At 67.1% G+C, this 14,317-nt stretch carries 12 protein-coding genes; 4 read left to right on the forward strand and 8 right to left on the reverse strand.

Going from position 1 to position 14,317, the window contains the following annotated elements:
• Positions 1-164 precede the first annotated feature (164 nt).
• From ACN6PJ_RS17430 to hisN, 4 genes are read right to left on the reverse strand one after another with little or no spacing between them, the layout of a single operon-like run.
• On the reverse strand, positions 165-1,328 hold the full coding sequence (locus tag ACN6PJ_RS17430; protein ID WP_427997103.1) for an iron-containing alcohol dehydrogenase: 1,164 nt from the start codon (positions 1,326-1,328) through the stop codon (positions 165-167).
• A gap of 24 nt (positions 1,329-1,352) precedes the next feature.
• Positions 1,353-2,741 carry an aldehyde dehydrogenase family protein gene (locus tag ACN6PJ_RS17435; RefSeq protein WP_427997104.1) on the reverse strand — a complete coding sequence of 463 codons (1,389 nt, stop codon included), beginning with the start codon at positions 2,739-2,741 and terminating at the stop codon, positions 1,353-1,355.
• A 29-nt stretch (positions 2,742-2,770) separates the two neighbouring features.
• Positions 2,771-4,156 carry a glutamine synthetase family protein gene (locus tag ACN6PJ_RS17440; RefSeq protein WP_427997105.1) on the reverse strand — a complete coding sequence of 462 codons (1,386 nt, stop codon included), beginning with the start codon at positions 4,154-4,156 and terminating at the stop codon, positions 2,771-2,773.
• A 60-nt stretch (positions 4,157-4,216) separates the two neighbouring features.
• Positions 4,217-5,023: a histidinol-phosphatase gene (gene hisN / locus ACN6PJ_RS17445; RefSeq protein WP_427997106.1), complete on the reverse strand. Its 807-nt coding sequence runs from the start codon at positions 5,021-5,023 to the stop codon at positions 4,217-4,219.
• 194 nt (positions 5,024-5,217) lie between these two features.
• Here hisN and ACN6PJ_RS17450 point away from each other — a divergent pair, with 194 nt between their 5' ends.
• From ACN6PJ_RS17450 to ACN6PJ_RS17465, 4 genes are read left to right on the forward strand one after another with little or no spacing between them, the layout of a single operon-like run.
• The gene (locus ACN6PJ_RS17450; protein ID WP_427997107.1) at positions 5,218-6,225 is read left to right on the forward strand and encodes an ABC transporter substrate-binding protein; all 1,008 of its coding nucleotides are present in this window, start codon (positions 5,218-5,220) and stop codon (positions 6,223-6,225) included.
• 36 nt (positions 6,226-6,261) lie between these two features.
• Complete coding sequence (locus ACN6PJ_RS17455) at positions 6,262-7,269, forward strand: ABC transporter ATP-binding protein (RefSeq protein WP_427997108.1); 1,008 nt, start codon at positions 6,262-6,264, stop codon at positions 7,267-7,269.
• A gap of 31 nt (positions 7,270-7,300) precedes the next feature.
• Complete coding sequence (locus tag ACN6PJ_RS17460; RefSeq protein WP_427997109.1) at positions 7,301-8,983, forward strand: ABC transporter permease subunit; 1,683 nt, start codon at positions 7,301-7,303, stop codon at positions 8,981-8,983.
• A gap of 17 nt (positions 8,984-9,000) precedes the next feature.
• Positions 9,001-9,762: a DeoR/GlpR family DNA-binding transcription regulator gene (locus tag ACN6PJ_RS17465; RefSeq protein WP_427997110.1), complete on the forward strand. Its 762-nt coding sequence runs from the start codon at positions 9,001-9,003 to the stop codon at positions 9,760-9,762.
• A 9-nt stretch (positions 9,763-9,771) separates the two neighbouring features.
• Here the strand turns inward: ACN6PJ_RS17465 and ACN6PJ_RS17470 are convergent, their stop codons facing one another.
• From ACN6PJ_RS17470 to ACN6PJ_RS17485, 4 genes are all read right to left on the reverse strand, one after another.
• Positions 9,772-10,767 (reverse strand): Bug family tripartite tricarboxylate transporter substrate binding protein, encoded by a 996-nt coding sequence (locus ACN6PJ_RS17470; protein ID WP_427997111.1) that lies wholly within the window; start codon positions 10,765-10,767, stop codon positions 9,772-9,774.
• A gap of 162 nt (positions 10,768-10,929) precedes the next feature.
• Positions 10,930-12,528: a rhodanese-like domain-containing protein gene (locus ACN6PJ_RS17475; RefSeq protein WP_427997112.1), complete on the reverse strand. Its 1,599-nt coding sequence runs from the start codon at positions 12,526-12,528 to the stop codon at positions 10,930-10,932.
• Between the two features lie 5 nt (positions 12,529-12,533).
• The gene (gene metC / locus ACN6PJ_RS17480; RefSeq protein WP_427997113.1) at positions 12,534-13,718 is read right to left on the reverse strand and encodes a cystathionine beta-lyase; all 1,185 of its coding nucleotides are present in this window, start codon (positions 13,716-13,718) and stop codon (positions 12,534-12,536) included.
• Between the two features lie 2 nt (positions 13,719-13,720).
• Complete coding sequence (locus ACN6PJ_RS17485) at positions 13,721-14,308, reverse strand: hypothetical protein (RefSeq protein ID WP_427997114.1); 588 nt, start codon at positions 14,306-14,308, stop codon at positions 13,721-13,723.
• Positions 14,309-14,317 lie beyond the last annotated feature (9 nt).

The raw sequence follows: 14,317 nt of genomic DNA on the forward strand, positions 1-14,317 counted from the left end.
CGCAAGGCCAACAGATTTACAGTCTGCCCCCTTTAACCACTCGGGCACCCCTCCAGAGAATTCGAGATTATGAACACTTTCAGATCCGGTGTCAAACGATTCGGACGAAATATTCAAAATCCCGTTCAGAGCGACTCCGCGTTTGCGCGCAGAGGGGGCGTAGCTTACAGGTTTCCACGGATCGCTGCACGAAAAAGATCGGCGTACTGCTGCTGCGTGTAGGCGACGGGGTTGGTGCCGGCCGAGGGATCCTCGACCGCCATGCGTCCCACCCGCTCGGCCTGGGACTCGTCGATGCCGATTTCCGCGAGCGTATGGGGGATGCCCAGGGACTCCCGCAAGGCCAGCACCCAGTCCAGCACCGCGCCGCTCCCCTGGCCCGGCAGGTCCAGGTAGCGCGCCAATGCCTCCAGCCGCGGCGCCACAGCCTGCTGGTTGGCCTTCAGTACATAAGGCATGAGTATCGCGTTCAAGGTGCCGTGGTGCGTGTCGTACAGCGCCCCCAGGGGATGCGCCAGCGCGTGCATCGCCCCCAGGCCGCGCTGGAAGGCGGTGGCCCCCATGCTGGAAGCGACCAGCATCTGCTGGCGCGCCTGCAGATCGCTGCCATCGGCCACCGCCCGGGGCAGGTATTCCCTGATCATGCGCATGCCCTCGATCGCGATGCCCGCCGCCATCGGATGGAAGAACGGCGAACAGTACGCCTCCAGGTTGTGCGACAGCGCGTCCATGCCGGTCGCGGCCGTGATTCCCGGCGGCAGCCCGACCGTGAGCTCCGGGTCGAGAATCACGATGGCCGGCAGCATGCGCGCGTGGAAGATGATGCGCTTGACCTCGGCGGACTCATCGGTAATCACGGAGGCGCGCCCCACCTCGGAGCCGGTTCCCGCGGTGGTCGGCACCGCCACCACCGGCGCCATGCCGGCCACATCCACGCGCAGGTGGTTCTCGCCCACGTCCTCGAAGTCCCATAAGGGGCGCTTCTGCCCTGCCATCAGTGCGATGGCCTTCGCCGCGTCCAGCGCGGATCCGCCGCCCAGCGCGATCACGCCGTCATGACCGCCCTGCCGGTAGGCGGCCACGCCATCGTCGACGTTGCGGCCGGTGGGATTGCCCTTGATCTCATGGAACAGGCCGCATTCCAGGCCCGCCTGCCGGCAGGCGGCCACTGCGCCGCCCACCATCGACAGGGCCGCGAGCCCCGGATCCGTCACGAGCAACGGGCGCGTCATTCCGAGCGCGCGGCACCCGTCCGGCAACTCCTTGATGCGGCCGGGACCGGCCTTGATGGCGGTGGGGTAATTCCAATTTACGCTGGGCACGGTCATGGTTCGGTTCCTGTAGGCGCCCTGTCAGACGCTGCGCAGATGAAAGGACTTGGCTTGCGTGAGCTGCTCGTAGCCAACCACCGACAGCGAGACGCCGCGGCCGGAATTCTTGACCCCGGTCCAGGCCAGGGCAGGATCGAGGTAGTCGCACCGGTTCATGAAGAACGTGCCCGCCTGGACCCGGCTGCCGATATGCAGGGCGGCGTCCTGGTCCTGCGTGAAGGCTGCCGCGGTCAACCCATATGGACTGTCGTTCATCAGCGCAATGGCCTCCTCGTCGCTGTCGACCGCCATGATGCCCACCACCGGGCCAAAGCATTCGTCGTTCATCACGCGCATGCCGTGGTCGACCTGGGTCAGCAGGGCCGGCGCGACATAAGGCGAGTCTTTGCTCGCTTTATTGAAATATGAAGGATCTATCAGGTTTCTGGCGCCGGCGGATACGGCTTCATCGACGATATCGCGAATCTCGGCCGCGGCCCGCGCGCGCACGACGGGCCCCAGCGTCGTGTCGGCATGCAGCGGATCGCCCAGCACGTAGCCTTGCGTCAGGGCGACGGCGCGTTCCACGAACTCGTCGTACAGCGGCCGCGCCACGTAGATGCGCTGAATGCCGCAGCAGGACTGGCCCGAGTTGAAATAGGCGCCGTCCATCAGCGTTTCGACCGCATGGTCGATTTTGGCGTCCGCCCTCACATAGGCCGGATCGTTGCCGCCCAGCTCCAGCCCGGCGCCGATGAACCGCCCGGCGGCCCCCTCCTCCACGGCGCGGCCTCCCCGCACCGAGCCGGTGAAAGACACATAGCCGATCTCGGGCGCGCGGATCAGCCGCTGCGCGATGTCGTGGCTGGCGTGCAGATACTGGAACACGCCGTTGGGCGCGCCGGCTTCCCGGAACGCACGTTCAATGAACTCCGCGCACAGCGGCGTCTGGTCGGAATGCTTGAGGATGACGGTGTTTCCCGCCATCAGCGCGGGCACGATGCTGTTCACGGCGGTCAACAGGGGATAGTTCCACGGCGCGATGGTCAGCGCGACGCCGATGGGTTCGCGGCTGATGAAACGCGTGTAGCCCGCTTGCGCGGGTACCTGTATGGGCGCCAGCGCCTCGCTCGCGATCGAGATCATGTGGCGCGCGCGGGCCTCGAAACCCGCAACTTCGCCCGGGGTGTAGCGCAACGGCCGTCCCATCTGGACAGTGATGGCGCGCGCGATCTCGTCCTTGGCCGCGACAAAACGGTCCACCGCGTCGGACACGATGCGCCCCCGCGCCTCCACGCCCAGCGCATGCCAGGCCGGCTGCGCGGCCTGCGCGCCGGCCAGCGCCTGCGCGATCTGCGCTTCGCTGGCGTAGGGACGGCGGACGATTTCGCGCCCGTCGATGGGACTGATGGTGATGAGTTCCTGAGTCATGGCTGCCCTGTGCAAGCGTGTGTCGGGGATCAGATGATTTCGAAGTAGCGCGCCAGTTCCCAGTCGGTGACGTGACGCCGGAATTGCCGCTCTTCCCATTCGCGGGTCGCCACGTAGTGCGCCACGAACGCATCGCCGAACAGATGGCGCGCGGCCTCGGATTCGCGCAGCCGCTGGGCGGCCTCCCACAAGGTGCCCGGCAGCCGCAAGTGGGCGGGAAACTGCTGGGTGTAGGCGTTGCCCTGTACCATCGGCTCCGGCGACAGGCCCTGTTCGATGCCGTAGAGGCCCGAGGCCAGGGCGGCGGACAAGGCCAGGTAGGGGTTGGCGTCGGCCGACCCGATGCGCACCTCGACGCGCTGCGATTTATCGCTGCCCGGGATGAGCCGGAGCGCGGTGGTGCGGTTCTCCATGCCCCATGTGGCGTCCAGCGGCGCCCAGTATCCGGGCACCAGCCGCGAATAGCTATTGACGGTCTGCGCGTACAGGGACATGAATTCGGGCAGGTAGCGCTGCACGCCCGCCATGAAGGATGCCTGCGTCGCGCTCATGCCGTGCGGCCGCGATTCGTCGTGGAATGCGGAACGCCCCGTCTTCCTGTCGCGCAGGGACAGATGGATGTGGCCGCTCTGGCCCGGATGATCGTGGGACCATTTCGCCATGAAGGTCGCCATCAGGCCGTTCTGCTGCGCCAGGGCCTTGGTGAACGTCTTGAAAAGAAACGCCTTGTCGCCCGCCGCCGCGGCCAGGTCCACCGCGATGGCGGCCTCCAGCACCCCGGGTCCGGTCTCGGTATGCAAGCCTTCGATGGGCATATCCATGCGTTCGCACATGTCCAGCAGCTTGCGGTAGAAATCGCCTTCGACCGTGCTGCGCAGCACGGAGTAGCCGAAATTTCCCGGGGTCCAGTTCTCGAGGTTGCGGTAGTTCTTCGCGCGCACGGAATGCGGGGTTTCGCGAAACATGAAGAACTCGTATTCCAGGGCGGCGTAGGCGTCGTAGCCCATGGCGGCCGCCCGGTCGAGGACCCGATGCAGCAGGCGCCGCGGACAAATGGCGCCCGCTTCCCCTTCGAATTCGGCGAGGAACAACAGCATGTCCTCGCCCCCCGGGCCCTGCTCCAGGGGCAGCCTGCGGCCGGTATGCGGGAGGATCCTCAGCTTGGCATCGGGATAGGCCGTATGCCAGCCGGTGTACTGGGTGTTGTCGTACAGCTGATCGTCGAGGTCCCAGCCGAATACGACGTCGCAAAATGCCAGGCCCGAGCGCAACGCGCCCAGGAATTTGTCGCGGCGCAGATACTTGCCCAGCATGACGCCGTCGATGTCGGACAGACCGACCTTGATGTGCGAGAGCGTGCTGGCTTGCACCAGCCGCTCCGCGTCTTCCACCGTTGCTACCCCTAGTGCATGCATGCTCGTTCACCTTGCTGTGGCTGAAGCGTTGCGTTGACCTGCGGGCGGGCGGCGCGGCGTTCAAGTCACGGCAGCCCCCAGCACCCGCATCGCCTGGCGATGCAGCTGTGGCGTGGCGGCCGCGACGACGCGGCCCTGCGATTCGAGGCCCAGCGGCTGCCCCGACCAATCGGTAATAACGCCGCCGGCCCCTTCGATCACGGGCATCAGCGACAGGTAGTCGTACGGTTGCAGGCCCGATTCGACCACCAGGTCGACATGGCCGCTGGCCAGGAGCCCATAGCTGTAGCAGTCGCCGCCGTAACGGCGCATGCGCGCGGCCTGCGCCAGCGCGTCGAAGGCGGCCAGCTCCGCGCCGGCGAAGATATCGGGCGAGGTGGCGTAAAGGATGGCCTGGCGCAATTCGGTGCAGCCGCTCACGCGGCAGGCTTCGCCATTCAGGCTTGCGCGCGCGCCCGCCGCCCCCATCCAGCGCTCGTCCAGCATGGGGATGTCGATCAGCCCCAGCACGGGCTTGCCCCGGTGTAACAGCGCCAGCAGCGTGCCCCACAGCGGATTGCCTGAGATGAAGGCGCGCGTGCCGTCTATCGGGTCCAGCGACCAGACCAGCTCGGCCTCGGCGTGCGAGGCGCCGAATTCCTCGCCGAAGATGCCGTGATCGGGGTATTCCCGGGAGATCGCTTCGCGCAGGGCGGCTTCTACCTCCCTGTCCGCCTGGGTGACCGGGCTGTCGTCCGCCTTGGTGTCGACCGACAGCGGGTGCCGGAACCACTTGCGCGACAAGGGCCGGACTTGGTCCGCCAGCGCCTGGGCGAATGCGGAATAGGCGGCGAGCTGCGGCGCGGATAACGGCAATGAAGTTTGCATCGACGATGCCTCCGGGCGTGGCGCGGGCGGATGCGTCTGCGAAAAAAATGCCCGCATCCTGGTTTTTCCAGTCTAGACACGTTGCCACAAATTTGCAAACATACCTAAAACTGCAACTCGTAACGAGGTTTGCAGGCCGCAGTCCGCATACGTAGCTCGCCACCGTTGCCGTGTATTCCAACTGGAGTCCCATCATGCAATGTATGAAGAAGCTCAGTCTTGTGGTTGCAGTAATTTCCCTAGGTTATGCACAGGCGCACGCCGGCTCGATCACCGTCTACACCGCGCTTGAGGAAGACGAGATCGCGGCCTACCTGAAGGCGGCCAACGCGGCCATGCCCGACGTCAAAGTCAACGTGCTACGCCTGTCCACAGGCGATCTGGGCGCCCGCCTGATCGCCGAGGCGTCGAATCCCCAGCAGGACGTCATCTGGGGATTCGCCGTCAGCAACATGCTGGATCCGCGCCTGCAGAAGCTCCTGGAGCCGTACGCGGCCAAGGGAATCGACGCCCTGCCCGCCAAGTACAAGGGCACCGACAACAAATGGTTCGCGGCCACCGGCTACGTCGCCGCCTTCTGCGTGAACACCGACAGGCTGAAGTCCAAGAACCTGCCCATGCCCACGTCCTGGGAAGACCTGGCCAAGCCCGTCTACAAGGGCGAGATCGTCATCCCCAGCCCGGCGGCCTCCGGCACCGGCTATCTCCAGATCGTCGCGCTGCTGCAGGGACTGGGCCAGGAGAAAGGCTGGGCGCTGCTCAAGGACCTGGACAAGAACGTCGCGCAGTACACGCCGTCCGGCTCCCGTCCCTGCAAGATGGCGCGCGCCGGCGAGTACGCGATCGGCGTGTCCTTCGCCTTCCCCGCCATGCAATCCATCGAAGAGGGCTATCCCATCAAGATGGTGATCCCCGCCAAGTGGGTGGGCTATGAACTCGAGGCCTCCGGCCTGATGAAGACGGCCAAGAATCCCGCGGACGCCAAGCGCTTCCTGGACTGGACGCTCTCGCAACAGGCGGGCGGCCTCTACAGCAAATACAAGGAGCTCGTCACCATCCCCGGCGCCGCCCCCAACAAGGCGGCGGAGGCGGCGGGCCTGCCCAAGGACCTGGGCGCGGTGCTGTATCCGGTGGACTTCCAGAAATCGGCGGCGGAACGCGACGCCACGATCAAGACCTGGCAGGAAACCATCAAGCGCTGACGGCGGCGCCGGCCGCGGCCCGTCCTGGGAGACGCCATGTACCTGGAATTGCGCGGGATACGCAAGACTTTCGACGGCTCGGTCGCGCTGGAAGACATCGACCTGTCCGTGGGCGAACACGAGTTCGTCTGTTTGCTCGGCCCGAGCGGCTGCGGCAAGACTACGTTGCTGCGCATCGTGGCCGGGCTGCTGCCGTTCGACCGCGGCGCCATCACCCTCGGCGGACGGGACCTGAGCGCGCTGCCGGCGCGCAAGCGCGGCTTCGGCATCGTGTTCCAGTCGTACTCCCTGTTCCCTAACATGACCGTGGCCGAGAACGTAGGCTACGGCCTGCGCATCCGCGGCGAAGGCCGCGACCGCATCGCATCGCGGGTCGGCGAACTGCTGACGCTGATCAAGCTGCCCGATCATGCCGGACGCTATCCGCATCAGCTGTCGGGCGGCCAGCAACAGCGCGTGGCCCTGGCTCGCGCGCTGGCCGTGGACCCGGCGCTGATCCTGCTGGACGAGCCCCTGTCCGCGCTGGACGCGCGCGTGCGCACCGACATGCGCGCCGAGATCCACGACGTGCAGCGCCGCCTGAAAATCCCCACGATCATGGTGACGCATGACCAGGAAGAGGCGCTGACGCTGGCGGACAAAATCGTCTGCATGAACGATGGGCGCATCGAGCAGGTGGGCTCGCCGGCCGATCTGTACCTGCGGCCCCGCACGCGCTTCGTGGCGAATTTCGTGGGACTGAGCAACCTGCTGCCGACCGACTGGGTGCGCGAAGCGATGCCTGAATTGCTGGCGACGCGGCCCGAAGGGGCCAGTGAACGCTATGAGGCCTGCCTGCGGCCCGAAAACCTGCGCGTCGCCGCGGACGAACGCGGCGCCGGCCGCGTGCAGGACATGACCTTCATGGGCAATCTCACCCGGCTGCGCGTCGCCTGGCGCGGGCGCGAACTGGTCGTGGAGCAGCATGGCGCGGCGGGGTTGTCGCGAGGGGCCCCCGTGCGCCTGGACGCGGAACCCGGCCAGTGCGCCTGGGTCAGCGTATGAAGCGCGTACGCGGCCATTGCGGAGTTCCCGCGTGAGCGCCGCCCAGGCCGGCACGGCCATCGTCGCGCCGACCGGGCGCGCGCCCTGGTCGGCGGACCGTCTGCTGCTGTGGACCTGCGTCGGCATCCCGATGGCGGGCCTGGCGCTATTCTTCCTTTACCCGCTCGCGACCGTCGCCTGGAACAGCCTGGTCGAAAAAGACGGTTCGATCGGCCTGGGCAACTATGCCGAGGTCTTCGCTACCCGGGGCATCCTGACCGCAACGCTGAACAGCCTGGTCATGAGCCTCGCCACCACGGCCGTCAGCATGGTGCTGGGCTTCGCCATTGCCTACGGCCTGGACCGCAGCTGCATGCGCGGCAAGGCCGCCGTGCGGGTGGCGCTGGTGCTGCCCCTGCTGGCTCCCTCCCTGGTGCAGGGGCTGGGGCTGATTTTCCTGCTGGGGCGCAACGGCCTGGTGCATCGCTGGACCGGTTGGGAAATCGATATCTATGGCTTCTGGGGCCTGCTGATCTCCAATGTGTTCTACGCCCTGCCCCAGGCCGTGCTGATCCTGCAGGCGGCGTTGCGCAACATGGACGCACGCTATTACGACGCCGCGGAAGTCATGGGCGCGTCGAGCGCCCGCCAGTTCTTCGACATCACCCTGCCCAACTGCAAATTCGGCCTGCTCAGCGCGGCCTTCGTCGTGTTCGTCATCACCATCACCGATTTCGGCAATGCCGCGGTGATCGGAGGCAACTACCGCGTGCTGGCGACCGAGATCTACAGCCAGGTGTCCGGGCAGATGAACTTCGGCATGGGATCCGTGGTGGGCATCCTGCTGCTATTGCCCTCGCTGATATCCGTGCAGATCGAGCGCGTGGCCTCGCAGCGCCAGTTCGGCTCGGCCTCGCCCAGCGGCCTGAAAGTCACGCCGCTCCCCGCGCGGGGCCGGGACGCGGCCTTCGGCGCCGCCGTGCTGCTGGCAAGCGGCGCGATCATCGTCACGGTGGCCACGGTGGTGTTCGCCAGTTTCATGCGGCTTTGGCCCTACCGCATGGAATGGACGCTCAAGCATTACGACATTACCGTCAGCGGCGGCTATGCGCCGCTCTGGACCTCCCTGTACCTGTCCCTGGCGGCGGCGGGCGGCGGGGTGCTGCTGCTGTTCTTCCTGAGCTTCGGCGTGTGCCGCATCCCGCGCGCGTGGGCCAAGCCCGTGTACATGCTGGCGGTCCTGCCGGTGGGGGTGCCGGGCCTGGTCCTGGGCTTGTCCTACATCTTCGCGTTCAATGCGCCGGGCACGCCGCTGTATGCGCTCTATGGCAGCGCCGCATTGATCGCGGTGTGCAACTTCTACCACTACCATACGCAGGGGTTCCTGACGATGATGACGGGCATGCGCGCCGTGCCGCAGGCCCTGGAGGAGGCGGTCAGCTGCCTGGGCGGCGGCACGCTGCGGGTGCTGCGCGACGCGGTGCTGCCGTTGATCGGCCCCACCGTGCTGGGCGTCTTCTTCTTTTTGTTCATGCGATCGATGGTTACCCTTTCGGCGGTGATCTTCCTGGTCACTCCGTCCGTCAGCGTCGCGCCGGTCTCTGTCCTGCGACTGGACGAAGCGGGGTTCGTATCGCAGGCGGCGGCCTATTCAACGCTTATCATGCTGGTCGTTGGAGGTTCCCTGCTGGTGTTGCGCGCGCTGATTGCCTGGGCCGCACGGCGGCGGGCATAGACTAGGAAGCATCGGACATGTGGCAAGAAGAGCGGTATCAGAGAATCCGCGCCCTGCTGTCTTCATTGCAGCAGGTATCGACCGACCGTATCGTCGGCGAGCTCGGGGTATCCCGGGAAACGGTCAGGCGAGACCTATTGGAGCTGGAGGCCATGGGCGAGCTGCGCCGCGTGCATGGCGGCGCGGTGCCCGTCCACAGCGAGCCGCCCATCGCGGAACGCGTGCATACCCGCGTCAAATACAAGCGCGCCATCGCCCGCGCGGCCGCCGGACTGGTCTCCAGCGGCCAGACGCTGTTCCTGGACGCGGGCAGCACCACCAGCGTGCTGGCCGACGAACTGGCCAAGCTGTCGGGCCTGACCGTCATCACCAATTCCTTCGACGTGGCCCTGAAGATAGGCACCGCCGGCAGCGGCGCCAACCAGCTGATCATGCTGGGCGGCTCGGTAGACGGCCCGGTGTGCGCCACCGCAGGCGACATCACGATCGGCGAGATCCACCGCTACCGCGCCGACCTGGCGCTGCTGTCGCCGGTTGGCGTGGACGCGGAGTGCGGCGCGACCAACTACGACCTGCGCGAGGCCGAGGTGGCGCGCGCCATGACCGCCAATGCCAAGCAACTGGTGCTGCTGGCCGATTTCAGCAAAATCGGACTCTGCAGCCGCGTGTCGTACTGCCGCGCCGACCGGATAGACCATCTGGTCACCAACGCCAGCGCGCAGAAGGCGCCGGCTTACGCCGCCTTGAAATCGGCGGTCGGGCGCATCCTGGCGGTATGAGGCAGGACCTCAATCCAGCGACACGCCGGCGGCCTTTACCATGCCGGCCCAATACACCGTGTCTTCCTGCAGCCGAGTCTTGAACGCGTCGGGCCGGCTGCCCACCGCCCAGCTGCCGCCGCTGTTGATCTTCGCGATCACGCTGGGCGACTTCATCGCCTGCTCGACAGCCCGCGCCAGATAGGCAATGCGTTCCGCAGGGGTGCCCGCGGGCGCGAAGAGGCCGTACCAGTCGTCGGCGGTGATGCCGTCCATGCCGGATTGCTTGAGCGTGGGCGAGCCCTTGAACAGGCCGATGCTGTTCTCGTGGCTGAGCGCCAGGATGCGCAGCTTGCCCGCCGCCACCATCGGCTCGGCCGATGCCGGCGAGGTAATCAGCATGTCCACCGTCCCACCCATCAGGTCGGTGATGGCGGGAGCGGCGCCCCGGTACGGCACGTGGACGAGTTTGACTCCGGCCTTCTGCGACACCAGCGCCCCCATCAGATGGCTCATGGTGCCGTTTCCGGGCGTTGCGTAGGTGATGACGCCGGGTTGCCTGCGCGCGGCATCGAGGTAGTCGTTGAGCGTCTTGTACGGGCTCTCGGCGCGCGCCACGAGCACCAGCGGCGCGGACGTGATCTGCGAGATGGGCGCGAAATCCTTGATCGGATCGAAACCCACGTTCTTGTACAGACGCGGATTGACCGCCATCACGCTGGTCTGCGACATCACCAGGGTGTAGCCGTCGGGCTTGGCTCGCGATACCTGCGCGGTGCCGACGTTGCCGCCGGCGCCCGAGCGGTTTTCCACAACCACGCTCTGGCCCGTGATGGCGCCGAGCTCCTGCGCGAGGAGGCGCGCGACGCCATCGTTGCCGCCACCCGGCGGAAACGGCGAAACAATGGTGATGGCCTGCTTTGGATAGTCGGCCAAAGGCGCGGGCGCCTGGGCGTGGGCGGCGCTTGCCCACAACAGGCCGGCGACGGCCGCGGCCCTGCAAACGTGCGATGCGATCTGCTTCATCTGGATTTCCCCTTGTGTTGGCGGCCGGATGCTCGGCCGTCCGTTGCATTTCGGTTCGCCATGAACCGTCCGCACCCCTGCGGCGCGGGCCGCGGGGCGTAAGTCAGAATGAATGCGTTTGCCGTGTCGGCGGGCGCAAGCCGGCCCGTCCGGGGCGATCCCTCAGCTGGCGGGAAAGCGGTAGCCCGCAAGTTCGTGTTCGTCTATCTGCCTGACCAGGTTGGTCTCCCATGCCAGGTACTGGCGCGCCGCGGCCTTGTTGCCGTCGTGGCGGTCGTGCACGAAAAACAGGTAGTCGATGCAATCCGCGTCGGACGGCGTGTCGGGCGTGGATTCCAGCGCGATGCCCTGTCCGGTCCAGCCGGCCGGCGTGCCGGTATTGGCGCTGATGTCGTTCATTCCCAGCGCGCCGAGGTCCTGCGCCGCCCACGCGGCCTGCGCGGCGTCTTCGGCCAGCAGCACGACCGGACGCGTGGCGTCCAGCGACAGGCGGTCAAAGCGCGGCCGGATGGCCCAGCGCGCGCCGGCGATATGTTTGGCGCGATAGCGCATTCCAGGACGGATATCGATGAGCTGCGCGCCTTGCGCGATCGCCGCGGCGAGCGCCGCGTCGCCCAACAGGCGGATCGGCGGGGTCCGCCCCTCGTCGGCGCCGTGCTCCAGCGTGGCGCGCACGCCTTCCCTCAGGACGCTGGCGTCCCAGCCCATCTGCCGCAGCCAGCTGGCGATGACGGGGGCCCGCACGCCCTCGGCGTCGAACACCACGATGCGCGCGCCCCTCACGGCCACGTATTGGTCCGTGGCCTGGATCAATTGACCCCCCGGCGTGTGTTGCGCGCCGGGCAGCGAGCCCTGGAGATACTCTTCCGCGCTGCGCACGTCGCACAGGAACGTGGTGCGCGTCGCGTCGCGCAGCCAGGCCTGGACTTCGTCCGCGGAAACCGTGGGCACGCCATGGCGTTCTGCCAGCGCCGCGGAACGCCGCGCCAGCGCGGGCACCTCCTGCGGCGCGATGTCGTCGGCGTAACGGCGCAGCGCCCCGTGCTCCAGCTCCAGGTCTTCGAGATACCAGCCCTGCGTGCCGTTTTCCAGGGCATAGACGGGATTGGGCACGCCCAGATTGATCAGCGTCTGCGCGCCGATGATGCTGCGCGTGCGGCCCGCGCAGTTGATGACGATGGTGGTCCGGGGACTCTTGGCCAGCGTATGGGCGCGCAGCGCCAGTTCGCCATTCGGGCAGCAGACGCCGCCCGGAATGCTCATCTTCTGGTATTCGGCATAGGGCCTGCCGTCCAGCACGATCAGGTCGTCGCCGCGCCGCTGGCGCTCGGCAAGTTCGCGCGCGCCGATGCGCGGGGTGTGGAAAACCTCTTCGGCCAGTTCGCCGAACGTTTTGCTGGGCACGTTCACGCCGGCGAAAGCGGCATAGCCATCCTGCCGCCATTGCGCGATGCCGCCCGCCAGGCGGTGCACGTTGCTATAGCCCAGCGCCGCCAACGCGCGGGCGGCGCGCGCCGCCGTGGCGTCGGCGCCCCCTTCGTCGTAGATCGCCATCCGCACGTCGCGCCGCGGCGCCAGGCGCACCACGTCCACCTCCAGCCGGCTATACGGCACCGGCACCGCGTAGAACAGGTGGGACTCGCCGTACTGGCCGTGTTCGCGCACGTCCAGCAACGCGATCTCGCCACCGTCATGCAGCCATTGCTTGAGCGTGTGCGAATCGATGTCGGCGACAGGATGGTCTTGGATGGGATGCATCATCTGAATCAGAGAGAACGTGAAACTGGGGAAAGCGCGGTCAGCGCTTGTTCGAGATCGGCGATGAGGTCGTCGGGATCCTCCAGGCCGATATGCAGGCGCGCCATGACGCCGCGCCGCATGGCGTCGGGCAGCGATCGGCAAGTGTCGAGCCGCACGGGGAGCACGAGGCTTTCGAAACCGCCCCACGACGCGCCGATGCCGAAGAGCCGCAGCCCGTCGATCAGGCGTTCGACGTCCGCCTCGCCGAGTCGGTCCGAAAACTCCACCGTCAGCAGGCCATTGGTGCCGCGGCAATCGCGCTTCCAGATGGCGTGCGCGGGATCTCCCGGCAGGGCCGGACAGAGGACGCGCGCCACTTCGGGACGGCCCATGAGCCAATCCGCCACGCGCAACGCGCTGCGCGCATGCTGCGCCATGCGCAGCGGCAGCGAGCGCATCCCGCGCAACACCAGGAACGCGTCATCGGCGCCGACGGTCTGGCCCAGATCGATGGTGGCGCGTTCCAGGGCGCGCCAGGCGCGCGCGTTGGTCACGGCCGCTCCCATCATCACGTCGGCATGCCCGCCCAGGTACTTGGTGGCCGCCAGGATGGAGATATCGGCGCCCAGCGCCAAAGGGTTGTAGAGCAGGCCGGACGCCCAGGTGTTATCCACAGCCAGCCAGCAATCATGCCGCCGGGCCAGTTCCGCGAGTGCGGGCAAGTCCGGCATCTCGTAGGTCAGGGAGCCCGGAGACTCCGCATAGATCATCCGGGTGTTGGGCCGGATGAGCGCCGCGACGCCGGCGCCGTCGGGCCGGTAGTACGTATAGTCGATGCCCAGCCGGGACAGGTGTTCGGAGCAGAAGCGGCGCACCGGCTCGTACACCGCGTCCGTAACGAGCACGTGGTCACCGGTGCGCAGGTACGCGAGCAGCACGGTGGCGATGGCGGCCTGGCCGGTGGGATATAGCTTGGCGCGGTGGCCCGCCTCGAGTTCGACCAGCGCGTCTTCGAGTGCGTGCGTGCTGTCGGTGCCGCGCGCGCCATAGGATGGCAGGCGTTCCTCTTCGCGGCGGGCGCGCGTATCGCGCCACGCCTGCACGCTGTCGAAGACATAGGTGCTGGCGCGCGTGACGGGCGTATTGACCCAGCCTTGATGGGGACGCCCTGCGCGCAGCAGGCGCGTCGCGGGCCGAAGGGGCTTGTTCATGATCAGCGGCGAGTCTGCACGCCGATCGGCATGACCTTGCAGGTGCCGGCTTCCAGATCGAACGCCAGGCGCTCGTTCAGTGTTTCCAGCGCCCGCCCGTACATGTGCAGGTGGCGGATGACGCTGTCGCCCTGGATTTCCACCGCGTGGATATCGTCGGGCATCAGGGCGATGCCGGCGCCCGGCCCCACCACGACCGTCCCCGTTTTTTCCAGGCGGCCCACGCCGGGCACGGAACCGTCGTCGACGCGGTCGTAGACGTAGTTGTATTCCACGCCTTCGACGGCGGCGATACAGGCCCATGTCGTGTGATTGTGCGGGACGATCTGCTTGCCGGGACGCATCACGTTCAAGTACAGCGCGTAGCGCTTGTCGGCATCCTCGGCGATCAGGTAGCGCGCCTGGCGCTCGCCATCCTCCGGCGCGGGATAGCGGTCCGCCGCCCACCAGTCCGCGTGGCCGGCCAGCGCGATCAGTTCGTCGAGCACCGCCTTCAGGCTGTCCCGGTTCAGCCCCTTATTTCCTACAGTTTTCTTAATATTTCCGATGGCGCCGTCGATGCCGGCCTGATGAGGATGCGGATTGCTCACTTGAATTTT

The organism is Achromobacter sp. (assembly GCF_050285585.1).
Classification (GTDB): Bacteria; Pseudomonadota; Gammaproteobacteria; order Burkholderiales; family Burkholderiaceae_B; genus Achromobacter.